At 66.0% G+C, this 21834-nt stretch carries 21 protein-coding genes; 5 read left to right on the top strand and 16 right to left on the bottom strand.

Features of this window, described 5'->3' with window-relative positions; all coding sequences use genetic code 11:
* The coding region (gene mdoH, locus QMX82_RS06950; protein ID WP_282281808.1) for a glucans biosynthesis glucosyltransferase MdoH at positions 1 to 2524 on the top strand (2524 nt) is incomplete at its 5' end.
* Positions 2525 to 2594: 70 nt separating this feature from the next.
* Here mdoH and QMX82_RS06945 read toward each other — a convergent pair.
* From QMX82_RS06945 to ubiE, 9 genes are all read right to left on the bottom strand, one after another.
* Positions 2595 to 3305, bottom strand: coding sequence for a 16S rRNA (uracil(1498)-N(3))-methyltransferase (locus QMX82_RS06945; protein WP_282281806.1), 711 nt, complete (start codon positions 3303 to 3305; stop codon positions 2595 to 2597).
* A complete protein-coding gene (gene tatC, locus QMX82_RS06940; RefSeq protein WP_208693830.1) occupies positions 3302 to 4099 on the bottom strand; it encodes a twin-arginine translocase subunit TatC in 798 nt (265 codons plus the stop codon). Before tatC ends, QMX82_RS06945 begins: the two co-directional genes overlap by 4 nt.
* Positions 4096 to 4452: a Sec-independent protein translocase protein TatB gene (gene tatB, locus QMX82_RS06935; protein ID WP_208693831.1), complete on the bottom strand. Its 357-nt coding sequence runs from the start codon at positions 4450 to 4452 to the stop codon at positions 4096 to 4098. Before tatB ends, tatC begins: the two co-directional genes overlap by 4 nt.
* Before the next feature lie 9 nt (positions 4453 to 4461).
* Positions 4462 to 4728 (bottom strand): twin-arginine translocase TatA/TatE family subunit, encoded by a 267-nt coding sequence (locus QMX82_RS06930; RefSeq protein ID WP_059230854.1) that lies wholly within the window; start codon positions 4726 to 4728, stop codon positions 4462 to 4464.
* A gap of 27 nt (positions 4729 to 4755) precedes the next feature.
* The gene (locus tag QMX82_RS06925) at positions 4756 to 5088 is read right to left on the bottom strand and encodes a phosphoribosyl-ATP diphosphatase (RefSeq protein ID WP_007161606.1); all 333 of its coding nucleotides are present in this window, start codon (positions 5086 to 5088) and stop codon (positions 4756 to 4758) included.
* Complete coding sequence (gene hisI, locus QMX82_RS06920; RefSeq protein ID WP_208693832.1) at positions 5081 to 5482, bottom strand: phosphoribosyl-AMP cyclohydrolase; 402 nt, start codon at positions 5480 to 5482, stop codon at positions 5081 to 5083. The genes QMX82_RS06925 and hisI overlap by 8 nt, the downstream gene beginning before the upstream one ends.
* Positions 5483 to 5759: 277 nt before the next feature.
* Positions 5760 to 7358, bottom strand: a complete 1599-nt coding sequence (gene ubiB / locus QMX82_RS06915; RefSeq protein WP_208693833.1) for a ubiquinone biosynthesis regulatory protein kinase UbiB — start codon at positions 7356 to 7358, stop codon at positions 5760 to 5762.
* Positions 7355 to 7990 carry a ubiquinone biosynthesis accessory factor UbiJ gene (locus tag QMX82_RS06910; protein WP_208693834.1) on the bottom strand — a complete coding sequence of 212 codons (636 nt, stop codon included), beginning with the start codon at positions 7988 to 7990 and terminating at the stop codon, positions 7355 to 7357. The genes ubiB and QMX82_RS06910 overlap by 4 nt, the downstream gene beginning before the upstream one ends.
* Positions 7990 to 8760 carry a bifunctional demethylmenaquinone methyltransferase/2-methoxy-6-polyprenyl-1,4-benzoquinol methylase UbiE gene (gene ubiE, locus QMX82_RS06905; RefSeq protein ID WP_183633718.1) on the bottom strand — a complete coding sequence of 257 codons (771 nt, stop codon included), beginning with the start codon at positions 8758 to 8760 and terminating at the stop codon, positions 7990 to 7992. Before ubiE ends, QMX82_RS06910 begins: the two co-directional genes overlap by 1 nt.
* A 151-nt stretch (positions 8761 to 8911) precedes the next feature.
* Between ubiE and QMX82_RS06900 the strand changes: the two genes are divergently transcribed.
* Entirely contained in the window at positions 8912 to 9190 is a 279-nt protein-coding gene (locus QMX82_RS06900) for a polyhydroxyalkanoic acid system family protein (RefSeq protein ID WP_208693835.1), read from the top strand.
* A gap of 6 nt (positions 9191 to 9196) precedes the next feature.
* Here QMX82_RS06900 and QMX82_RS06895 read toward each other — a convergent pair whose 3' ends face one another.
* The 6 genes from QMX82_RS06895 to QMX82_RS06870 form a co-directional block, all read right to left on the bottom strand.
* Positions 9197 to 9568, bottom strand: coding sequence for a gamma-butyrobetaine hydroxylase-like domain-containing protein (locus QMX82_RS06895; RefSeq protein ID WP_208693836.1), 372 nt, complete (start codon positions 9566 to 9568; stop codon positions 9197 to 9199).
* A gap of 203 nt (positions 9569 to 9771) precedes the next feature.
* Complete coding sequence (gene hslU / locus QMX82_RS06890; RefSeq protein WP_068384945.1) at positions 9772 to 11121, bottom strand: ATP-dependent protease ATPase subunit HslU; 1350 nt, start codon at positions 11119 to 11121, stop codon at positions 9772 to 9774.
* 19 nt (positions 11122 to 11140) lie between these two features.
* The gene (hslV, locus tag QMX82_RS06885) at positions 11141 to 11674 is read right to left on the bottom strand and encodes an ATP-dependent protease subunit HslV (protein ID WP_017641034.1); all 534 of its coding nucleotides are present in this window, start codon (positions 11672 to 11674) and stop codon (positions 11141 to 11143) included.
* A gap of 245 nt (positions 11675 to 11919) precedes the next feature.
* Complete coding sequence (locus QMX82_RS06880) at positions 11920 to 12657, bottom strand: SPOR domain-containing protein (protein WP_280308662.1); 738 nt, start codon at positions 12655 to 12657, stop codon at positions 11920 to 11922.
* 18 nt (positions 12658 to 12675) lie between these two features.
* Positions 12676 to 14433, bottom strand: a complete 1758-nt coding sequence (gene argS, locus QMX82_RS06875) for an arginine--tRNA ligase (protein ID WP_282281771.1) — start codon at positions 14431 to 14433, stop codon at positions 12676 to 12678.
* Between the two features lie 96 nt (positions 14434 to 14529).
* On the bottom strand, positions 14530 to 16743 hold the full coding sequence (locus QMX82_RS06870; RefSeq protein WP_282281769.1) for a primosomal protein N': 2214 nt from the start codon (positions 16741 to 16743) through the stop codon (positions 14530 to 14532).
* A 157-nt stretch (positions 16744 to 16900) separates the two neighbouring features.
* Here QMX82_RS06870 and rpmE point away from each other — a divergent pair, with 157 nt between their 5' ends.
* From rpmE to QMX82_RS06855, 3 genes are all read left to right on the top strand, one after another.
* A complete protein-coding gene (gene rpmE / locus QMX82_RS06865; protein ID WP_133861498.1) occupies positions 16901 to 17116 on the top strand; it encodes a 50S ribosomal protein L31 in 216 nt (71 codons plus the stop codon).
* A complete protein-coding gene (locus QMX82_RS06860) occupies positions 17116 to 17943 on the top strand; it encodes a thermonuclease family protein (RefSeq protein WP_208693840.1) in 828 nt (275 codons plus the stop codon). Before rpmE ends, QMX82_RS06860 begins: the two co-directional genes overlap by 1 nt.
* A gap of 112 nt (positions 17944 to 18055) precedes the next feature.
* On the top strand, positions 18056 to 19324 hold the full coding sequence (locus QMX82_RS06855) for a malic enzyme-like NAD(P)-binding protein (protein WP_208693841.1): 1269 nt from the start codon (positions 18056 to 18058) through the stop codon (positions 19322 to 19324).
* A gap of 52 nt (positions 19325 to 19376) precedes the next feature.
* On the opposite strand, the gene QMX82_RS06850 is transcribed toward QMX82_RS06855, so the two are convergent.
* Positions 19377 to 21797 carry a penicillin-binding protein 1A gene (locus tag QMX82_RS06850; RefSeq protein WP_282281761.1) on the bottom strand — a complete coding sequence of 807 codons (2421 nt, stop codon included), beginning with the start codon at positions 21795 to 21797 and terminating at the stop codon, positions 19377 to 19379.
* Positions 21798 to 21834 lie beyond the last annotated feature (37 nt).

The following is a 21834-nucleotide window of genomic DNA, read 5'->3' as shown; positions in this document are numbered from 1 at the left end:
GCTGCGGCCGGGGGGGGACCAGACGGCCGACGGCGAGTCGCTGCACCGGCAACTGGCCGGTGCCCGCGGCGAGGGCGCCCAGGGCGCCGACGCGGTGATCGCCTCCACCGAGGCGCGCCTGGCCGCCGGTTGGGACGAGACGCTGGACGACGGCGAGCTGCTGGGCAGCGATGCCCAGGGACGCGTCTTCATCAAGGCCACCCCACCCATGACCCGCTCCATGATGGTGCCCGATCCCTGGCGCACCAATCCCGTGGCGCGGAGCTGGAAGCGTCTGCTCGGCCGCAAGGACCACAGTCGCTGGCAACCCGATCCGGAAGCCGATGCCCATGCGCACTGGCGCAAGGTGGGTTCCTTCCGGCGCTTCATCCTGCTGATCCTGATGTTGGTGCAGACCGGCATCGCCACCTGGTACATGAAGGCCGTGCTGCCCTATCAGGGCTGGGCGCTGGTCGATCTCAGCGAGATCTACCGCCAGGGCTGGGGCGAGTCCATCCGCCAGGTGCTGCCCTATGTGGTGCAAACCAGCATCCTGCTGCTCTTCGCCCTGCTGTTCTGCTGGGTATCCGCCGGTTTCTGGACCGCCCTGATGGGCTTCTGGCAACTGCTCAGCGGGCGCGACAAGTACAGCATCTCGGCCAGTTCCACCGGCACCGAGCCGATCGATCCCCAGGCGCGTACCGCTCTGGTGATGCCGATCGCCAACGAAGACGTGCCGCGGGTTTTTGCCGGTCTGCGCGCGACCTACGAGTCGGTCCGCGCCAGCGGCGAGCTGGACCACTTCGACTTCTTCATCCTCAGCGACAGCAACGACCCCGATAAATGCGTGGCCGAAGAGAAGGCCTGGCTGGAACTGTGCCGTGAGGTCGGTGGCTTCGGCCACATCTTCTATCGCCGTCGCCGCCGTCGGGTGAAGCGCAAGAGCGGCAACATCGACGACTTCTGCCGTCGCTGGGGCAGCCAGTACAAGTACATGGTGGTGCTCGACGCCGATAGCGTGATGAGTGGCGAATGCCTGGCCAGTCTGGTCCGGCTGATGGAAGCCAATCCCCGTGCCGGCATCATCCAGACCGCACCCAAGGCGTCCGGCATGGATACCCTGTACGCGCGCCTGCAGCAGTTCGCCACCCGGGTGTACGGACCGCTGTTCACCGCCGGCCTGCACTTCTGGCAACTGGGTGAATCCCACTACTGGGGCCACAACGCCATCATCCGGGTCAAGCCGTTCATCGACCACTGCGCCCTGGCCCCGTTGCCGGGCACGGGCTCGTTCGCCGGTGCGATTCTCTCTCACGACTTCGTCGAAGCCGCGCTGATGCGACGCTCCGGCTGGGGTGTATGGATCGCCTACGACCTGCCGGGCAGCTACGAAGAACTGCCACCCAACCTGCTGGACGAACTCAAGCGTGACCGCCGCTGGTGCCATGGCAACCTGATGAACTTCCGGCTGTTCCTGGTCAAGGGCATGCACCCGGTACACCGCGCGGTGTTCCTCACCGGGGTGATGTCCTACCTGTCGGCGCCGCTGTGGTTCCTCTTCCTGGTGCTGTCCACGGCGCTGCTGGCGATCCACAAGTTGCTGGAGCCCCAGTACTTCTTCCAGCCTAGGCAGCTGTTCCCGGTCTGGCCCCAGTGGCATCCGGAGCAGGCCATAGCCCTGTTCTCCACCACCCTGATCCTGTTGTTCCTGCCCAAGCTGCTCAGCGTGGTGCTGATCATCGCCAAGGGCGCGAAGGAATTCGGCGGTGGGCTGCGGCTGTTCCTCTCCATGATGCTGGAGATGCTCTTCTCGGTGCTGCTGGCACCGGTGCGGATGCTCTTCCACACGGTGTTCGTGACCGCGGCCTTCCTTGGCTGGTCGGTGCAGTGGAATTCGCCCCAGCGTGACGACAACGACACGCCCTGGAGCGAAGCCTTCCGCCGCCATGGTTCGCAGATGCTGCTCGGCCTGATCTGGACCGCCGGCGTGGCCTGGCTGGACCCGCGCTTCCTCTGGTGGCTGTCGCCCATCGTGGTGTCGCTGATCCTGTCGGCGCCGGTGTCGGTGATCTCCAGTCGGACCAACCTGGGTCTGGGCAGTCGTCGCCATCATCTGTTCCTGATTCCGGAAGAGTACGCACCGCCGCGCGAGCTGGTGGCGACCGATGAGTACCTGCACCTGAACAACCGCAACGCCCTGACCAAGGGCTTCCTGCGCGCCACTGTCGACCCGGTGCTCAATGCCCTGGCCATCGGCATGGCCCGCGGGCGCCATGGCAAGGTGGTGGAGCCGGCCCGCCGGCTGCGCGAAGAGCGGGTGGCGCGGGTCCTGGCCGCCGGTCCCGAGAAGACCAAGGGCGACGACCAGTGGCGCCTGCTCAGCGATCCGGACGGCATGGCGCAACTGCACCTGCAAGTGTGGAAGGCCGAAGAGCACCGCAACTGGCGGGAGGCCTACGCCACCCTGCGGCCGCGCTCCCACAGCGATTCGGCGGCGGATGCCGCGGCCAGTCCGGCCAGCATGACCCCGCGACCCGCCTCCTGAGGAGGCGCTCCGCCCACGAAAAAGCCCCGGTGTCGCGAGACACCGGGGCTTTTTCTTGTCCGTGATCAGGCTAGAACAGGCGGGCGAGGAGGGCGGGTACGGCGTTCTCGACCCGCAGGATGCGCTCACCGAGCTGCACGGGCGCCAGGCCCGCTTCCTGCAGCTTCTCGACCTCGTAGGGTATCCAGCCACCCTCGGGCCCGATCGCCAGCGTCACGGGCTCGTCGAGGGCACGAGGGCAGGCCGGATAGCTGCCCGGATGGCCGACCAGGCCACGGGTGCCCGCGACAAGTGCGGGCAGGCGATCCTCGACGAAGGGCTTGAATCTCTTTTCGATCAGCACCTCCGGCAGCACCGTGTCCCGGGCCTGCTCCAGCCCCAGGCGCAGTTGCTCCTCGATGGCCTCGGGCGCCAGGAACGGCGTCTGCCAGAAGCTCTTTTCCACGCGATAGCTGTTGAGCAGCACCAACCGCGCGACGCCCATGGCGGATACGGTCTGCAACACCCGGCGCAGCATCTTGGGGCGGGGCAGGGCCAGCAGCAGGGTGAGTGGCAACTTGGCCGGCGGCGGCTGGTCGAGGGTGACGTTCAGGCAGGCCTGGCCGGCATCGAGGGACTCGATGTGACCGGTACCCATCAGGCCGTTAAGCAGGCCGACGCGCATCCGGTCGCCGGCGGCCGCCTGGTGGACCTCGCGCAGATGGGCGAGACGGCGCGGATCGCGCAGCAAGACCCGGTCAGCGGCCGTGAAGTCGGCCGCCTCGAGCAGGATCAGATTCACGGGCGTTCGGCGGGCGGCTGGGCGTCGGGACTGGCATCTTCGTCGCTGAGCGGGCGCTCGCGCTTCTGCACGAAGCGACCGAACAGCAGGCCGATCTCGAACAGCAGCCACATGGGCACGGCCAGCATGGTCTGGGAGAAGACATCCGGCGGGGTCAGGATCATGCCGACCACGAAGCAGCCGATGACGACGTAGGGGCGGATCTTCTTCAGGTAGGTGACGTCGACCACGCCGATCCAGATCAGCAGTACGGTGGCCACCGGAATCTCGAAGGCCACGCCAAAGGCGAAGAACAGCGTCAGGATGAAATCCAGGTAGGCATTCAGATCCGGCATCATCACGGCGCCTTCCGGCGTGATGCTGCTGAAGAAGTGGAAGATGATCGGGAACACCAGGAAGTAGGCGAAGGCCATGCCGGCATAGAACAGCAGGATGCTGGAGATCAGCAGCGGGATGGCGACCTTCTTCTCATGGCGATAGAGCCCCGGCGCGATGAAACCCCAGACCTGGTGCAGGATCACCGGCATGGCGATGAACAGCGACACCACCAGGGTCAGCTTGAAGGGCGCGAGGAACGGCGAGGTGACGTCCGTGGAGATCATGGTCGCGCCTTCGGGAAGGACGCGGCGGATCGGCTCGGAAGCGAAGGCATAGATCTTCTGGGCGAAGTAGAACAGCCCGAGGAAGATCAGAAAGGTCGCCAGCACGCATCTGAGGATACGGGTGCGCAATTCGGTGAGGTGCGAGACCAGGGGCATTTCCTGGTCATCGTGTTCGGAGGGCTTGTCGCTCATGGTGCTCTTGGCGGCGTCTGGGGCGGATCCTGCGGGCGTTCGGCAACCACGTCCTGGGGCATGGGCGGAGCGGCGGCGGCGGGCGGTGTCTGGACTTCCGGCGTGGAAGCGGCAGGCTTGGGCCGGTTGTCGCGCTGTTCCATGGACAGGATATGCTCGTTGCGCAATTGCTGGCGAATTTCGTCAGCGCCGATCTCGCGCTCCACTTCCTGGCGGATGCTGTTGAAGCTGCGCCTCAGGCGACCGATCCACAGCCCCGCGGTGCGTGCGGCACCCGGCAGGCGTTCCGGACCCAGCACCAGCAGGGCGACGAACCCCACCAGCATCATTTCGGGAAAGCTGATTCCGAACATGGCGGGGCCTTAGTCCTTGCGCACCACCGGCTCTTCGACCTTGCGATGCTCGGCGTCGAAGGTTTGGGGGCGATTCAGGGGAGCGTTGGGGTTGGCCGTGCTGGTGGTAGGCGTCGGCTGTTCGGCCTTGTCGTCCTCGTCGGTGTGCATGGCCTTGCGGAAGCCCTTGATGGCCTCGCCCACGTCGGAGCCGAGGTGCTTGAGGCGCTTGGTGCCAAAGACGATCACCACGACGAGCAGGATGACGATCCAGTGTTTCCAGTCGAAGATACCCATGGTCTTTCCTCGTTGCGAAGCTTGGGGTCAGGATTGCGTACGGGCGGCCTTTTCAGCATGCCCGGAGAGGCCGAAGCGACGATCCAGTTCGTCCAGCACGGCCTGGGGATGCTGGCCGAGGGCCGAGAGCATGATCAGGCTGTGGAACCAGAGGTCGGCGGTCTCGTAGATGACGTCGTCGTACTGCTGGCTGATGGCGGCGTCCTTGGCGGCGAGAATGGTCTCGACGCTTTCTTCGCCGACCTTTTCCAGGATCTTGTTCAGGCCCTTGTGATAGAGGCTGGCCACGTAGGAAGAATCCGGCGCGGCCTGCTTGCGTTCTTCCAGCACCTGCGCCAGACGCGCGAGGGTGTCAGTCATGGCCGTGCCCTCCGGCATAGATGGCGCTGGGGTCCTTGACCACCGGGTCGACGGTCGCCCACTCGCCATCGCGCAGCACGCGATAGAAGCAGCTTTCCCGGCCGGTGTGGCAGGCGATGCCGCCAAGTTGCTCCACCTGCAGGACCACCACGTCGGCGTCGCAATCCAGGCGCAGTTCGATGACCCGCTGTACGTGACCGGATTCCTCGCCCTTGCGCCACAGGCGATTGCGTGAGCGCGACCAATAGACCGCACGGCCTTCGGCGGCGGTCAGGGCCAGGGATTCGCGGTTCATCCAGGCCATCATCAGGATGCGCCCCGAGTTGGGGTCCTGGGCGATGGCCGGTACCAGGCCGTCGCTGTTCCAGTGGATCTCGTCTAACCAGTCGCTCATGAGTCTGTTCAATACTACGAATTAGGGTACTGGGCTCGGTCCGAAAAATGCCTGCGCTCGGTCATGCGGCGTTAAAGATCCGTTCGGAATGCTCAGTTACGGTTCGTAAACTCCGCTTCCTCACGGATTTTTGCCTTGCCTGACCTTCGCTCGGCGACTTTTCACACAGGCCCTAGCCTCGCACAAGACGCAGTTCGAATACAGCGGCAGGGCACCAGTGGCTGAGGGCGTGTATTTCGCCCGACAAAAATGACAGGACGGTTACAGCTTAAGGAGTTCAGCGCCTGATCACCAGAACCAGGCCGCCGACCAGCATGGCCCAGGCCGGCCAGGCGTGGGGCTGGGGTTCGAGACCCAGCTGCGCCGCGCCCACCAGCAGGACGGCGCCGATTACCCGCACGATCCAGTCGTCGTTGCGTCTGCCCCAGGGGTTGGGTGGATCCTTGCGATGCGGCTGGGTGATGCGTTCCAGGGTATCGCGCGCCATCTGCGCCAGATGAGGAATCTGTTCCAGTTGCTGCTGGATATTGCGGGCGACCTGCGGCGGACTCAGCCGCTTGCGCATCCACTTTTCCAGAAAGGGCTTGGCGGTGGACCAGAGGTCCAGGTCCGGATAGAGCTGGCGACCCAGCCCTTCGATGTTGAGCAGGGTCTTCTGCAAGAGCACCAGCTGCGGCTGGATCTCCATGTTGAAGCGCCGCGCCACCTGGAACAGCCGCAGCAGCAGCTGGCCGAAGGAGATGTCCTTGAGCGGCTTCTCGAAGATGGGTTCGCAGACGGTGCGGATGGCCGCTTCCAGCTCGTTGACCTGGGTATTGGCCGGCACCCAGCCAGAGTCGATGTGCAGCTGGGCGACCTTGCGGTAGTCGCGCTGGAAGAAGGCCCAGAGGTTGCGCGCCAGGTAGTCCTGGTCCTCGGGCGTCAGGCTGCCGATGATGCCGCAGTCCACCGCGATGTAGAGGGGATCCCAGGGCTTGGCGGTGCTGACGAAGATGTTGCCCGGGTGCATGTCGGCGTGGAAGAAGCTGTCGCGGAAGACCTGGGTGAAGAAGATCTCCACGCCGCGTTCGGCCAGCAGCTTGAAGTCGGTACCCTGGTCGCGCAGGGCGGCCAGGTCGGTCACCGGGATGCCGTAGATGCGCTCCATGACCAGCACCCGCTCGCGGCACCAGTCCCAGTACACCTGGGGCACATAGAGGCGCTCGGAGCCGTCGAAATTGCGTCTGAGCTGGCTGGAGTTGGCCGCTTCGCGCAACAGGTCCAGCTCGTCGTAGATGGTCTTCTCGTAGTCGCTGACTACGTCCATCGGGTGCAGGCGGCGGGCTTCGGCGGACAGCCGTTCGGCCAGGCGCGCCAGCAGGAACAGCCAGGCGATGTCCTGGCTGATGATGTTCTTCAACCCCGGGCGCACCACCTTGACCACCACCTCTTCGCCGGTCCGCAGCTGGGCGGCATGGACCTGGGCCACCGACGCCGAGGCCAGCGGCTGGTGGTCGAAGCGGGCGAAGGCCTGCTTGATGGGCACGCCAAGCTGGGACTCGATGAGCGCCACGGCCTTTTCCGGCGGGAAGGGCGGGACCTTGTCCTGCAGGAACATCAGTTCGTCGGCGATATCCTCGGGCATGAGGTCGCGCCGGGTGGAGAGTATCTGCCCGAACTTGACGAACACCGGGCCCAGGCCTTCCAGCGCCAGGCGCAGGCGGGCGCCGCGCGGCAGGGTCTTGCTCGGCCGCGGCAACCAGCGCCAGGGCAGCACGTAGCGGGTGGCACGCAGGTACCAGGGCAGCGGCAGGGCATAGACGATGTCGTCAAGCCGGTAGCGGATGACCACGAAGAAGATCCGCAACAGGCGGTTGAGGGCAGCGAACAGCTTCATTCGTCGGGGTTATCCCTGGCGTTGCGGGCGGTGCCCAGGCGGGCGAGACGGGCGTCGAGACGATCCACGTCCAGCCGCAGGGCATCGATCTCGGCGAAGCGGGCCTCGCCTTCGAGACGACCCACAAGCTGGCGGCTCTCCTCGTTCAGCCAGTTGGACAGCGTCAGTTGCAGGCTGTCACGGCTCTGTTCGCCGAGCGCCTGACCGCGCCGGGCCAGATCACCCAGCAACGCGGCTGGCAGCGGACCGAGCCAGCGACTGACCTCGTGCTGCCAGTCCAGCTCCAGCTTCTGCAGGATGTCGGCCAGTTCGATGAGCAGGGCACTGTCGCCTTCTAGCCGCACATCCGGCTGGTGCAGCACCCGCTGCTTGTCGCGGGCCAGGGCCAGCTCGGCCAGACGCGTGGCCGGGGCCTTGAGGGTGCAGTCGACGTCGCCCTCGTGATGGGCGGCGAAGTGCAGGCCGTCACCCGCAGGCAGGATGTAGAGCTGCAGCGACGGTTGCCGGGTCTGCACCGCGATCACCCGGCCGGTCAGGGTGGCCAGCCGCGGCAAGGCCACGGGGTCGAGCGCCAGCAGCGGATTCAGGCCACGCTCCAGCGCGGCCAGCAATGCCTGGGTGACGAGGGCCATCAGGGCTTGATGCCGCGATGCAGGGCCACCACGCCGCCGGTCATGTTGTGGAAGGAGACCCGGGCGAAGCCGGTCTCTTCCATCATGGCCTTGAGGGTCTGCTGGTCGGGGTGCATGCGGATGGATTCGGCCAGGTAGCGGTAGCTCTCGGCGTCACCGGCCACCAGCTTGCCCATCAGCGGCAGGAAGCCGAAGGAGTAGGCGTCATAGGCCTTGGACACCAGCGGATTGGTGGGCTTGGAGAACTCCAGTACCAGCAGCCGGCCACCCGGCTTGAGCACGCGCAGCATGGACGCCAGGGCCTGGTCCTTGTGGGTGACGTTGCGCAGACCGAAGGCGATGGTGATGCAGTCGAAATGGTTGTCGGGGAAGGGCAGCTTCTCCGCGTCGGCCTGGACGAAACGCACGTTGCTGGCGACGCCTTCGTCGAGCAGGCGGTCGCGCCCGACCCTGAGCATGGAGTCGTTGATGTCGGCCAGGACCACCTCGCCGGTGGGGCCGACCAGGCGGGCGAACTGCTTGGTCAGGTCGCCGGTACCTCCGGCGATGTCCAGTACCCGGTTGCCACGGCGCACGCCAGAGAGCTCGATGGTGAATCTCTTCCACAGCCGGTGGATGCCCGCCGACATCAGGTCGTTCATTACATCGTACTTGGCCGCGACCGAGTGGAAGACTTCCGCGACCTTGTAAGCCTTCTGGCTTTCCGGAACGCTCTGGTAGCCGAAGTGGGTCTGGGATTCGGCCTCGGGGCCTTTGCGCGGATCGCTCATGGGGCTACACCTGGGACAGGGACAAGAGGGCATTCTAGCAGGCCGATCGCCCGGCTTGCCCGGCTAAAACGGGGGCTGACCGCTCGGTTCTCGCGATTGGCGACGCGGCGGGCCCTCGCTATAGTCAGGGCCCCTTATCCGGAGTTCCCCGATGTCCCAGATCACCATCGAACGCAGCCACGCGCTCGGCTTGGAAGGCGTACGCCAGAAAGCCGATCAGCTGGCGGAAAAACTCACGCGCGACTACGGGGTGGCCTGCGCCTGGGAGGGCGATACCCTGACATTCACGCGCAGCGGCGTGGATGGACGGATCGAGGTGGCGCAGGATCGGGTGCGGGTCCTGGCGACCCTGGGCATGATGTTCTCGATGCTCAGTGGCCAGATCGAAAAGGAGATCGAACGCAAGCTGGACAAGGCCCTGGCGGCCTGAGTCCGGTCAGAGCATCAGCTTGACCGCGCTGACGTGCGGATCCCTCGTCTTGCCGGCGCGGGCCAGCTGCTCCAGATAGTCGGCCCAGAGTTCGTCGCGGCGACTGCCCAGTTCATGGAGATAGTCCCAGCTGAACAGGCCGCTGTCGTGGCCGTCGTCGAAGGTCAGCTTGATCGCGTAGCGCCCCGCCGGTTCGACGGCGCTGATGCCGACCTGCTGCTTGCCCCACTGCAATACCGGATTGCCGTGTCCCTGGACCTCGGCCGAGGGCGAGTGCACCCGCAGGAATTCGGCGGGCAGCTCGAAGGTTTCCGCGCCATAGCTGACGCTGAGGATCTTCGAGGCCTTGTGGAGCTGGATGGCGGTAGGGATACGCATGCTGGATTCTCTGGGCGGCGTTTCGGTCTTTGCTTGGGGCCATCGCGGCCCTGGCGGTCCGCCGATGCGGTCGCTGTTGGGCTGCGCACAGCGAAGCCCGACCTGGGCGCGGGCAATGTTGGGCTTCGACGATAGCGCTGTCTCAGCCCAACCTACGGCCTATCGCGACCATGGTCGCGATCAACCAGGCATCAGGCCTACCGTCACAGTATATAGCGCGACAGGTCTTCGTCCTGCGCCAGTTCGCCCAGGTGGCCGTTCACATAGGCCGCGTCGATGACGATGGGCTCGCCATTCTGCTGGCCGGCGAGATCGGCGGCGCTGAAGGACACCTCTTCGAGTAGGCGTTCCAGCAGGGTGTGCAGGCGCCGGGCACCGATGTTCTCGGTCTTCTCGTTGACCTGCCAGGCGATCTCGGCGATGCGGGTGATGCCATCGGCGGCGAATTCCACCAGCAGCCCCTCGGTCTTGAGCAGTTCGCGATACTGCTCGGTGAGCGAGGCATGGGGCTCGGTGAGGATGCGCTCGAAGTCCTGCGGGGTCAGCGCCTTGAGTTCGACGCGAATCGGCAGGCGACCCTGCAGCTCCGGCACCAGGTCGCTGGGCTTGGACAGATGGAAGGCGCCCGAGGCGATGAACAGGATATGGTCGGTCTTGACCATGCCCAGCTTGGTGTTGACGGTGCAGCCTTCGATCAGCGGCAGCAGGTCACGCTGCACACCCTCGCGGGAGACATCGGCACCGCTGGTGTTGCCACGCTTGGCGACCTTGTCGATCTCGTCGATGAAGACGATGCCGTGCTGCTCGACGGCCTCCAGGGCGCGGCCCTTGAGTTCTTCCTCGTTGACCAGGCGCGCGGCTTCTTCGTCGCGCACCAGCTTGAGCGCTTCCTTGACCTTGAGCTTGCGCTGCTTGGTCTTGCCCTTGTGCATGCCGGCGAAGAGATTCTGCAGCTGGCTGGTCATCTCCTCCATGCCGGGCGGGGTCATGATCTCGACGCCAGCGGGGGCATCGGCCACCTCGATGTCGATTTCCTTGTCGTCCAGCTGGCCTTCGCGCAGGCGCTTGCGGAACAGCTGACGAGTGTTGCTATCGGTGGCGGTCGGTTGGGGTTCGTTGCTGAAGCCCACCGACGGACGCGCGGGCGGCAGCAGGGCATCGAGGATGCGCTCCTCGGCGGCGTCTTCGGCGCGATGGCGGTTACGCACCATCTCCTGCTCGCGCAGCATCTTCACGGCGGCGTCGGCCAGGTCGCGGATGATGGACTCGACGTCGCGGCCGACATAGCCGACCTCAGTGAACTTGGTGGCTTCCACCTTGAGGAAGGGCGCATTGGCCAGCTTGGCCAGGCGCCGGGCGATTTCGGTCTTGCCCACACCCGTGGGGCCTATCATCAGGATGTTCTTGGGGGTGACCTCGGGACGCAGCTCGACGGGCAGCTGCATGCGCCGCCAGCGGTTGCGCAGGGCGATGGCCACGGCGCGCTTGGCGTCGTCCTGGCCGATGATGTGGCGATTGAGTTCGTGGACGATCTCGCGGGGGGTCATGGACATGGGCAGTCTCTAAACCGGATCACGCCTGGGGCGCGTCCAGCTCCTCGATGGTCAGGTTGCGATTGGTGAACACGCAGATGTCACCGGCGATATTCAGGGAAGTCTCGGCGATTTCGCGGGCACTGAGGTCGGTGTGCATGAGCAGGGCGCGAGCGGCGGCCTGGGCATAGGCGCCACCGGAGCCCATGGCGATCAGCCCTTCTTCGGGTTCCACCACGTCGCCGTTGCCGGTGATGATCAGGGAGGCGTCCTTGTTGGCGACCGCCAGCATGGCTTCCAGACGGCGCAGGGCACGGTCGGTGCGCCAGTCCTTGGCCAGCTCGACGGCGGCGCGGACCAGGTGGCCCTGGTGCTTCTCGAGTTGCGCCTCGAAGCGCTCGAAGAGGGTGAAGGCGTCGGCGGTACCGCCGGCGAAACCGGCCAGCACCTCGCCCCGGTACAGCCGCCGGACTTTCTTGGCGTTGCCTTTCATGACGGTGTTGCCCAGGGAAACCTGGCCGTCGCCGCCGATCACGACCTTGCCGTTGCGGCGTACAGAAACGATGGTGGTCAAGGGAATCTCTCCGCGTTGCTTGGGGCGTCGGCCCCGGTTAAGCGGAGATATGGGGATGGCCGCGGCGCCCTTCAAGCGTCGCGGCGGGGGGATTCGGCAGGTGAGAGTCTGTTCACGGCCTCGCGAGCTGGAGCCAAACCAGGCGAAAATTCTCGAGGAAGCGCAGTTTACGCGTGGTAAATGAGCATTCCGAGAGAGTTTTCAACGCCTTTTGGCTGACTCGCAGCAGGCCATGGGCAGACTCTTTAGTGACCGCGTCGCTGTTGCAGCAACAGATTCTTGAAGCCGCTGCCGGCGAGCTGTTTCTGCGCCTGGGTCAGCTGGTCGCGATCGCTGTAGGGACCGACCAGTACCCGGTACCAGGTGTCGTCCTTGACCTTGCCCGACTCCACCCGCACGTCCTGGCCGAGCATGATGATCTGGGCGCGGACCCGGTCGGCATCGGCCTGGGTGCGGAAGGAACCGGCCTGGAGGAAGAACAGGGTTACCGGCGGCTGGGCCTTGGTGGTGGCTTCCTTGGGCGGCGTGGCGGCCGGCTGGCCCGGGGTGGTCGCGGGCGTGGCCGACGTCGCGGTCGCCGGCTGGCCGGGTTGCGCCGGGGTCGCGGCGGCATCCGGTTTGGCCGGGGTGGTCGGCTTGGCGGCCGGATTGCGCGGCACGGCGTCCGGCGGCACGATCACCTCGGATTCGGGCAGCAGGGTATAGAAGTCGTACTTGGGCTTGATCGGCGTGGGCGGCGTGCCTTCGGTCTTGCCGGTAGCAGTCGACGACTTGCCATTACCCGCCGTGGCGGCCGGGCGGCCTTCTTCCGGCTTGGCACGCTGCACCGCCTTGTTGCCTGGTTCGAGCTTCATCAGGAACACCACGAAGGCCCCGATGGCCAGACCCGACGCAAGCCAGACCCAGCCGGGCAGGGGCTGTTTCTTGGGAGTCGAGGTGTTGCGACTGGCGCCGCGCTTGGGTGGGGCTTTCTTGGTAGCCATCAGGCGGTGATCCGTCTCTTACATGCGTTCCAGGGTGTGCAGGCCGAGCAATTCCAGACCCTGCTTGAGGGTGCGCCCGGTGAGGGCCGCCAGCCGCAGGCGGCTCTGGCGCAGCGCGGGGTCCTCGGCGGTCAGGATCGGGCAATTCTCGTAGAAGCTGGAGAACAGGCCGGCCAGGTCATAGAGGTAGCTGCACAGCAGGTGCGGGGTACCCTTGTCGGCAACGCTGGCGAGGATTTCGCCGAATTGCGCCAGGCGACCGCCCAGATCCTGCTCCTGCGTGGCATCCAGGCGGATGCTGCCGGCGGGTTCGCTCTGCTCGGCCTTGCGCAGCACGCTGGCGACGCGGGTGTAGGCGTACAGCAGATAGGGCGCGGTATTGCCCTCGAAGCTGAGCATCTGCTCGAAGTTGAAGCTGTAGTCGCTGGTGCGGTGCTTGGACAGGTCGGCGTACTTGACCGAGGCGATGCCCACCACGCGGCCGATGTGGCGCAGTTCGTCCTCGCTGAAGGGCGCCTCGCCACGCTCGGCGCGACCGGCATTGCGCTCCTTGACCAGCTGGTAGGCACGTTCCTCGGCTTCGTCGAGCAGGTCGACCAGCTTGACGGTACCGCCGTCGCGGGTCTTGAACGGGCGACCGTCGGCACCGTTCATGGTACCGAAGCCCATGTGCTCGAGTTGCATGGTCGGTGCGACGAAGCCGGCGCGGCGCGCCACCTCGAAGACCATCTGGAAGTGCAGGGCCTGGCGCTGGTCGACGAAGTAGAGCGCCCGATCGGCGTGCAGCTGGCGGCTGCGGTAGCGCATGGCGGCCAGGTCGGTGGTGGAATAGAGATAGCCGCCACCGGCCTTTTGCACGATCACCGGCAGGGGATTGCCCTCGGCGTTCTTGAATTCGTCGAGAAAGACGCAGCGGGCGCCGTCGCTCTCGGTAAGCAGGCCGGCGGCGTCCAGATCGCTCACCACCTGGGCCAGGTCGTCGTTGTAGGCGCTCTCGCCCTTGACGTCGGCCGGGGTCAGGCGGACGTTGAGGCGGTCGTAGACTTCCTGGCAGTGGGACAGGGAGACGGCATTGAAGCGTTCCCAGAGTCGCAGGCAGTGGGCATCGCCGGCCTGCAGCGCCACCACCAGTTCGCGCGCGCGAGCGGCGAATTCCGGCGAGGCGTCGAAGCGCCCCTTGGCGGCGCGATAGAACACCTCGAGATCGGCCAGCTCGCCTTCGGCGGCTTGCGGCTGCTCTTCCATGTAGGCCAGCAGCATGCCGAACTGGGTGCCCCAGTCACCCACGTGGTTCTGGCGGATCACCTCGTCGCCGAGGAATTCCAGCACCCGCGCCGCGGCGTCACCGATGATGGTCGAACGCAGGTGACCGACGTGCATTTCCTTGGCCAGGTTCGGCGAGGAGAGGTCCACCACCACGCGCTGACGCGGCTCGTGCCTGGGCACCCCCAGGTGCGGATCGGTGAAGGCGGCATCCAGGCGCGCGGCCAGTTGAGCGTGATTCTGGAAGAAATTGAGAAAGCCGGGGCCGGCGATTTCCACCTTGCTGACCGCCGGATCGGCGGGCAGGGCGGCGAGCAGCTTTTCAGCCAGGTCGCGGGGCTTGGCGCGGGCCGGCTTGGCCAGCAGCAGGGCGACGTTGCTGGCGAAGTCGCCGTGGCTCTTGTCCTTGGTGTTTTCGACCTGGATGGCCGGAGCCACGTCGGCCGGCAGGGTGCCGTCGGCGATCAGGCGGTCGAGGGCGTGCTGGATGAGCTGGCGGATGCTGTCTTTCATGATCATTGGCCTTCGGCGTGCGCCGAGCGCGCACTGCGATGAAAACCCGGCATTATCCGTGGCGAGCCCGGCCTTGCCAATGGTAAGCCAATGCCACTAGAAGAGATCGATGGGATCGACGTCCAGCGACCAGCGCACCTGACGGGCTTCAGGCAGGCTTTCCAGCTGGACGACCCAGATGCCCAACAGGCGATGCAGAGGCGCGCGGCTGCTGCTCTGCAGCAGCAACTGGGCCCGGTGGCGACCGGCGCGTCTTTCCATCGGCGCCGGTACCGGCCCGAGCAACTCCACCTGGGGCAGGGCAAGATTGACCGCCAGGCCCTCGGCGACGTGATAGGCGGCCTCCAGGAAGTTCTCCACCTGGTCCTGGCGATGGGCATCGGCGCGCAACAGGGCCAGATAGGCGAAGGGCGGCAGCCCGGCGGCGCGGCGCTCCTGCAGGGCCTGGCGGGCAAAGGCCGGATAGCCCTCCTCGGCCAGCTGCACCATCAGCGGATGATCGGCCAGATGGGTCTGGATCAGTACCAGCCCCGGCTCCTCGGCGCGACCGGCGCGCCCGGCGACCTGGACGATCTGCTGGGCCATGCGCTCGCTGGCGCGGAAGTCGGCGGAAAACAGCCCGCTGTCGGCATCCAGCACGGCCACCAGGGTCACCTTGGGGAAGTGGTGCCCCTTGGCGAGCATCTGGGTGCCGACCAGAATGCAGGGCGTACCGCTGTGGATGATTTTCAGCAGCTTGGCCAGGGCGTCCTTGCGTGCCGTGGTGTCGCGGTCGATGCGCAGCACCGGGACATCCGGGAACAGCAGCTGCAGGCGTTCCTCGGCGCGCTCGGTACCGGCACCCACCGGGCGCAGGTCGAGCTTGCCGCAGGACGGACAGTGCCTCGGCGGCGTCTGGCGCTGATCGCAATGGTGGCAGCGCAGCTCGCCGGAGCCGCGGTGGTAGGTCATGCGCGCATCGCAGCGCGGGCACTGGGCCAGCCAGCCGCAGTCGTGGCAGAGCAGGGTAGGGGCGAAGCCGCGGCGGTTGAGGAACACCAGCACCTGTTGGCCGCGCTCCAGGGTCGCGCCCATGGCCTTGAGCAGCGGTTGCGACAGGCCGCTGTCCAGCGGTCGGCTGCGCACGTCCAGGCGCTCGAAGCGTGGCGGCTGGGCGCCGCCGGCGCGGAGCGACAGGCGCAGGTGGGCGTAACGCCCCTGCTCGGCGTTGTGCAGGCTTTCCAGGGAGGGCGTGGCCGAGCCCAGCACCACCGGCAGATTGTCGAGGCGCGCGCGGACCACCGCCAGGTCGCGGGCGTGGTACCTCAGGCCTTCCTGCTGTTTATAGGAGGCGTCGTGTTCCTCGTCGACGATGATCAGCCCGGGATGCTTGAGCGGGGTGAACAGCGCCGAGCGGGTGCCGACCACGATGTCCAGTTCGCCATCGCGGGCGGCCAGCCAGATGTCCATGCGCTCGCGATCGGTCAGCGCCGAGTGCAGCAGGGCGATGCGGGCATTGAAGCGCTGTTCGAAGCGCCCCAGGGTTTGCGGGCCCAGGTTGATCTCGGGAATCAGCAGCAGCGCCTGGCGCCCCGCTTCCAGGGTGGCGCGGATCAGTTGCAGATAGACCTCGGTCTTGCCGCTGCCGGTCACCCCTTCCAGGAGATGGCAGTGGAAGCCGCTGCCGGCGCGGACCGCTTCGTAGGCCAGGCGCTGCTCGCTGTTGAGTGGCAACTCGGCCTGGGCCAGCCAGGAGCCCTGGTGCCGCGTCGGCTGGTGATAGCGGGTTTCCACCGTGACCAGGCCCTTGGCCTGCAGCAGATCGAGACTGTCCTTGACCAGGCCGAGCTGGCCGAGCAATTCGTGCAGCACCCCGTGGGGGTGCTGGCGCAGGGTTCTGAGTGCCTCGCGCTGGCGCGGCGCCCGGGCCAGGCGCGGATCCTCCGGGCGCGCCTCGGGCTGGGCGATCCAGAAGCGCTGCAGTCGTCGCTCGGCCGGCTCTCCCTGACGCAAAAGGGCAGGAAGTGCCCAGCTCAGGGTGTCGCCGAGGCTGTGCTGATAGTACTGGGCCGACCACTGGCAGAGCTCGAACAGCGCACTGGGCAGCGGCGGACGCTCGTCGAGCAGTTGCAGCGCCGCGCGCAGCTTGTCCGGCGGCACCTCGGTTTCCCGGGCCACTTCGATCAGCACCCCGACCACCTCGCGGCGGCCAAAGGGCAGCCGCAGCCGCACGCCCGGGCGCAACTGCTCCTCGACCACGCCCTTGGGCGGCAGATAGTCGAACAGGCGGCGCAACGGAGAGGGCAGCGCCAGGCGCAGGATCAGGGGCACGGCAGGGCTCGCAGGAGGAAAGCCCGATGGTAGCAGACGGGCGGTGAGGGGGCTGCTTGCACGTCCAATCTGCTCTGGTATGATTCGCAGCCCAAATCTGTGCGGTATCCGGCAATGGCGCCGGGTGGCGGCACAGCTAGACCCCGAGGATAGCCCCATGAAAGCTGATATCCATCCGCAGTACGATGCCATCGAAGCCACCTGCAGCTGCGGCAACGTCATCAAGACCCGCTCGACCCTGAGCAAGAACATTCACCTGGACGTCTGCTCCGAATGCCACCCGTTCTACACTGGCAAGCAGAAGGTCCTGGACGCTGGCGGCCGTATCGATCGCTTCAAGCAGCGCTTCGGCGTGTTCGGCAGCAACAAGTAATGCGCTGCCGTCGGCCATCTCTGCATGGTTCGACACTGAAAAAGGCGTCCCTCTGGGGCGCCTTTTTTGTTTGTGGCCTGGCTGGCGCCCCGGCGGCCCAGGCGGCGGACTGTCCGCTGCTGCCGGGCGGACAGGAGGTCGTGGTCCGCCAGGTGGTCGACGGCGATACCCTGCGCCTGGTCGACGGCCGTTCGGTGCGCCTGATCGGCGTCAATGCTCCGGAGTTGGGCAAGTCCGGCGGTACCGCCCAGCCCTACGCCGAGGCGGCGCGTCGGCGGCTGCAGGAGCTGGTCGCGGCCAGCGACGAGCGCCTGCGGCTGGTGCCGGGCAGCGAGGCGACCGACCACTATGGTCGCACCCTGGCGCATCTCTATGATCGCCAGGGCGGCAACCTGGAAGCCCGGCTGATCACCGAGGGCTTCGGCTATGCCGTCGCCATCGCCCCCAATACCCGGCTGGCCGCCTGTCAGGCCGCCGCGGAAAGCCAGGCGCGCCAGGCGCGACGGGGCGTCTGGAAACAGGATCCGACCATCGCCTCGACCCGCTTGGAAGAGAGTGGTTTCGCCGTGGTGCGGGGGCGTCTGCTGGACGTCGAGCGCAATCGTGGCGGCCTCTGGCTGCAGTTCGAAGGCGATCTGGTGATCAATGTTCCCGAGCGCTTCGTCGCGGCCTTCGACGAGGTGCCGCTGCGCCAGTGGACAGGGCGCGACCTCGAAGCCCGAGGCTGGATCGTTGATCGCAGTCGGCGCCAGGAAGCGGGCCGCGGACGCTGGCTGATGACCCTGAGCGACCCGCACATGCTGGGTTTGCGGGTTGAATCGTTTTAGCCGAAAGTCGTATTGCGATTGATTTCAGGCATATGGCCGATTGCTTGTGGCACCTTGAGTCTTTGCGTATTCTCGCCCGACCCAAGACCCACACCACGCGGATATACCAATAATGTCTGATCTCAAAACCGCCGCCCTCGAATACCATGCTCAGCCGCGTCCCGGCAAACTCAGCGTCGAGCTGACCAAGCCCACCGCGACCGCCCGTGACCTGTCCCTGGCCTACAGCCCCGGCGTCGCCGAACCGGTCCGCGAGATCGGTCGCGATCCCGAACTGGCCTACCGTTACACCGGCAAGGGCAACCTGGTCGCCGTGATCTCCGACGGTACCGCCATCCTCGGCCTGGGCAACCTCGGCCCGCTGGCCTCCAAGCCGGTGATGGAAGGCAAGGGCGTGCTGTTCAAGCGCTTCGCCGGTGTGGACGTCTTCGACATCGAGGTGGACGCCGAGAGCCCCCAGGCCTTCATCGATACCGTCAAGCGCATCTCCATCACCTTCGGCGGCATCAACCTCGAAGACATCAAGGCGCCCGAGTGCTTCGAGATCGAGCGCGCCCTGATCGAGCAGTGCGACATCCCGGTCTTCCACGATGACCAGCATGGCACCGCCATCGTCACCGCCGCCGGCATGCTCAACGCTCTGGAAATCGCCGGCAAGCGTCTGGAAGACGCCAAGATCGTCTGCCTGGGTGCCGGCGCTGCCGCCATCTCCTGCATGCGTCTCCTCGCCAGCATGGGCGCCAAGGTCGAGAACATCTACATGATCGACCGTCAGGGCGTGGTCCACAGCGGCCGCAGCGACCTGAACCAGTACAAGGCGGCCTTCGCCACCGAGACCAGCAAGCGCACCCTGGACGACGCCCTCGAAGGCGCCGATGTCTTCGTCGGTCTGTCCGGTCCGAACCTGCTGTCGGCCGAAGGCCTCAAGCGCATGGCGGCCAATCCCATCGTCTTCGCCTGCTCCAACCCGGATCCGGAAATCACCCCCGAACTGGCCCACGCCACGCGCGATGACGTGATCATGGCCACCGGTCGCTCCGACTATCCGAACCAGGTCAACAACGTGCTGGGCTTCCCCTTCATCTTCCGCGGTGCCCTGGACGTTCGCGCCCGGGTGATCAACGAAGAAATGAAGATCGCCGCGGCCCTGGCCCTGCGTGAGCTGGCCAAGCTGCCGGTGCCCAAGGAAGTCTGCGCCGCCTACAACGTCGACAGCCTGAGCTTCGGTCGCGAGTACATCATCCCCAAGCCGATGGACGCGCGCCTGATCACCCTGGTATCCGATGCCGTGGCCAAGGCCGCCATCGAGACCGGCGTGGCCACGCTGCCCTATCCGGCGAACTATCCGCTGAAGTCGGTGGATGACGTCTTCGCCAAGTAAGGCTGAAGCAATAAAAAACCCCGCCTTGGCGGGGTTTTTTATTGGGCGCGGATCAGAAGATGTCCATGGGCACGTTTTCGCTGGAGGGCAGCGGCGTGCCGGGCGCGACGCCGGGTGGCAGCTCGTCCAGGCTCGGTGGGGTGTCCTCGCTCTTGAACAGCTCGAAGTAGGCGTTGGGCGTGCCGGGCGGAGCGGCGCGACCCGTGGTGGGGTCGACGCGGATGGAGACGATGCCGTCCGGTTCCTTGAGCTGATGCGGCGGCTTGTCCTTGAGCGCCGCGCCCATGTAGCTCATCCAGATCGGCAGGGCCACGGTGCCACCGAATTCCTGGCGGCCCAGGGTCTCGGGCTGATCGAAGCCGGCCCAGACCGTGGTCACGTAGTCGCCGTTGTAGCCGGAGAACCAGGTGTCCTTGGATTCGTTGGTGGTGCCGGTCTTGCCGGCCAGGTCGTTGCGACCCAGTTCCAGCGCCTTGCGTCCGGTGCCGCGCTTGATCACGTCCTGCAGCATGCTGTTCATGATGAAGGCGTTGCGCGGGTCGATGACCTGGGGCGCGAACACCGGCGGCGGATTGGCCGGATCGGCAGCGGTGGTATCGGTCGCCGGCGTGACCTCGACGCCGGGGGCGGCCTTGGCCTGCACCTGCTGGGGCACCCGCGGCGCGGCAGTGCGATAGACCACCTTGCCGTCGCGATCGGTCACGTGATCGACCACGTAGGGCGTCACCTTGTAGCCTTCGTTGGCGAACACCGACCAGCCGGTGGCCACTTCCAGTGGCGTCAGGCCCGGGGTACCGAGAGCGAGGGACAGGTTGCGCGGCAACTGATCGCGCTCGAAGCCGAAGCGACTGACGTAATCCAGCGCATAGTCGATGCCGATGGCCTGCAGCACCCGGATGGACACCAGGTTGCGCGAGCGATACAGCGCCTCGCGCAGGCGGATGGGGCCGAGGAAGGTGTTGTTGTCGTTCTTCGGTCGCCAGGCTTCGTCGGGATTCTCGTCCATGAAGACGATGGGCGCATCGTTGACCAGGCTGGCGGCGGTGAAGCCCTTTTCCAGTGCCGCGCTATAGATGAACGGCTTGAAGCTGGAGCCGGGCTGGCGGCGGGCCTGGGTCGCACGGTTGTAGTTGCTCTGCTCGAAGGAGAAACCACCGATCAGGGCGCGGATGGCGCCATCCTGGGGGTCGAGCGACACCAGGGCGCTCTGCGCCTTGGGAACCTGCGAGAACTTCAGACTGCCATCGTCCTGGCGCTGCACCCGGATCAGATCGCCGACCTTGACCACGTCGGCCGGACCGTTCGGGCGCGGCCCCAGGCTGTTGGCGCTGAGGTAGGGGCGTGCCCACTTCATCGAGTCCCAGGAGACCGCTTCTTCCTTGCCCTCGCGGGTCAGGACCAGGATGCCGCTCTTCTCCACCTGGGTGACGAGGGCCGGATCCTGGCCGCCGACGATGCGCTGCTTCTGGATCAGCGTGGTCCATTCGGACCGGCTGCGGTTGGGCCACTGGGCCTCGGGGCCGCGATAGCCATGGCGGCGGTCGTAGTCGGTCAGGCCGTCACGCACGGCCTCGAAGGCATCCGTCTGCAGCCGGCTGTCGATGGTGGTGTAGACCTGGTAGCCATCGGTATAGGCATCGCCACCATAGCGACCGACCATTTCCGCCCGCGCCATCTCGGCGATGTAGGGGGCGTTGAGTTCAGGCACGGCGACGTGGTGATAGGCCTCGAGCGGCTCGGCGATGCCGGCCTGGTAGGCCGCCTGATCGATATAACCGAGCTTGAACATGCGTTCGAGGATCCAGTTGCGTCTTTCCAGGCTACGCTCAGGATTAGCGACCGGGTTGTAGCGCGACGGTGCCTTGGGCAGACCGGCGATCATCGCCATCTGGGCAACGGTCAGGTCCTTGATGGACTTGCCGTAGTAGACCTGGGCGGCGGCCTCGATACCGTAGGCGCGGTTGCCCAGGTAGATCTTGTTGACGTAGAGCTCGAGGATCTCGTCCTTGCTCAGTTGGCGCTCGATTTGCAGCGCCAGGAGGATCTCGGTGAATTTGCGCGAGAAGCTGCGTTCGCTGGTCAGGAAGTAGTTCTTGGCGACCTGCATGGTGATGGTGCTGCCGCCGGTCTGGATGTGTCCGGTCTTGACCAGCTGGCTCACCGCTCGCGCCAGGCTTTTCACATCCACGCCATAGTGATTGGCGAAGTTGTCATCCTCGGCGGAGAGCAGGGCATGGATGAAGTTGGGCGGTATCTCGTTGAACCGCAGCGGCGAGCGGCGCATTTCGCCGAATTCGGCGATGAGTTTGCCGTCCGCGCTGTACACCCGCAGAGGGATCTGCAGTTGCACGTTTCGCAGGGCATCGATGGAGGGCAGGCTGGGGCTGAGGTAGAGGAAGGCACCGCTGAGACCCAGCAAAAGGCTGCAGACCAGGGCGACCAACGACCACCAGAAAAATTTCAGAACACGCATCAAGAGACTTTTCGAATGGAAAGAAGGAAAGGGCGAC

Origin of the sequence: Pseudomonas sp. PS02302, assembly GCF_029959585.1 — a bacterium.
GTDB classification, from domain to species: Bacteria; Pseudomonadota; Gammaproteobacteria; order Pseudomonadales; family Pseudomonadaceae; genus Chryseomonas; species Chryseomonas aestiva.
The sequence above is the reverse complement of the archived record's forward strand: the minus strand, read 5'-3'. Positions and strand labels throughout refer to the sequence as shown.

Bases quoted from the DNA above. Each gene is read 5' to 3' on its own strand.
- QMX82_RS06895 (WP_208693836.1), bottom strand. From the start codon at position 9,568: ATGCGTATCCCTACCGCCATCCAGCTCCACAAGGCCTCGAAGATCCTC.
- argS (WP_282281771.1), bottom strand. From the start codon at position 14,433: ATGAAAGACAGCATCCGCCAGCTCATCCAGCACGCCCTCGACCGCCTG.
- tatC (WP_208693830.1), bottom strand. From the start codon at position 4,099: ATGAGCGACAAGCCCTCCGAACACGATGACCAGGAAATGCCCCTGGTC.
- hisI (WP_208693832.1), bottom strand. From the start codon at position 5,482: ATGAGCGACTGGTTAGACGAGATCCACTGGAACAGCGACGGCCTGGTA.
- ubiE (WP_183633718.1), bottom strand. From the start codon at position 8,760: ATGAGCGATCCGCGCAAAGGCCCCGAGGCCGAATCCCAGACCCACTTC.
- QMX82_RS06855 (WP_208693841.1), top strand. From the start codon at position 18,056: ATGTCTGATCTCAAAACCGCCGCCCTCGAATACCATGCTCAGCCGCGT.
- QMX82_RS06850 (WP_282281761.1), bottom strand. From the start codon at position 21,797: ATGCGTGTTCTGAAATTTTTCTGGTGGTCGTTGGTCGCCCTGGTCTGC.
- QMX82_RS06925 (WP_007161606.1), bottom strand. From the start codon at position 5,088: ATGACTGACACCCTCGCGCGTCTGGCGCAGGTGCTGGAAGAACGCAAG.
- rpmE (WP_133861498.1), top strand. From the start codon at position 16,901: ATGAAAGCTGATATCCATCCGCAGTACGATGCCATCGAAGCCACCTGC.
- QMX82_RS06910 (WP_208693834.1), bottom strand. From the start codon at position 7,990: ATGGCCCTCGTCACCCAGGCATTGCTGGCCGCGCTGGAGCGTGGCCTG.
- QMX82_RS06930 (WP_059230854.1), bottom strand. From the start codon at position 4,728: ATGGGTATCTTCGACTGGAAACACTGGATCGTCATCCTGCTCGTCGTG.
- QMX82_RS06880 (WP_280308662.1), bottom strand. From the start codon at position 12,657: ATGGCTACCAAGAAAGCCCCACCCAAGCGCGGCGCCAGTCGCAACACC.
- tatB (WP_208693831.1), bottom strand. From the start codon at position 4,452: ATGTTCGGAATCAGCTTTCCCGAAATGATGCTGGTGGGGTTCGTCGCC.
- QMX82_RS06860 (WP_208693840.1), top strand. From the start codon at position 17,116: ATGCGCTGCCGTCGGCCATCTCTGCATGGTTCGACACTGAAAAAGGCG.
- hslU (WP_068384945.1), bottom strand. From the start codon at position 11,121: ATGTCCATGACCCCCCGCGAGATCGTCCACGAACTCAATCGCCACATC.
- ubiB (WP_208693833.1), bottom strand. From the start codon at position 7,358: ATGAAGCTGTTCGCTGCCCTCAACCGCCTGTTGCGGATCTTCTTCGTG.
- QMX82_RS06900 (WP_208693835.1), top strand. From the start codon at position 8,912: ATGTCCCAGATCACCATCGAACGCAGCCACGCGCTCGGCTTGGAAGGC.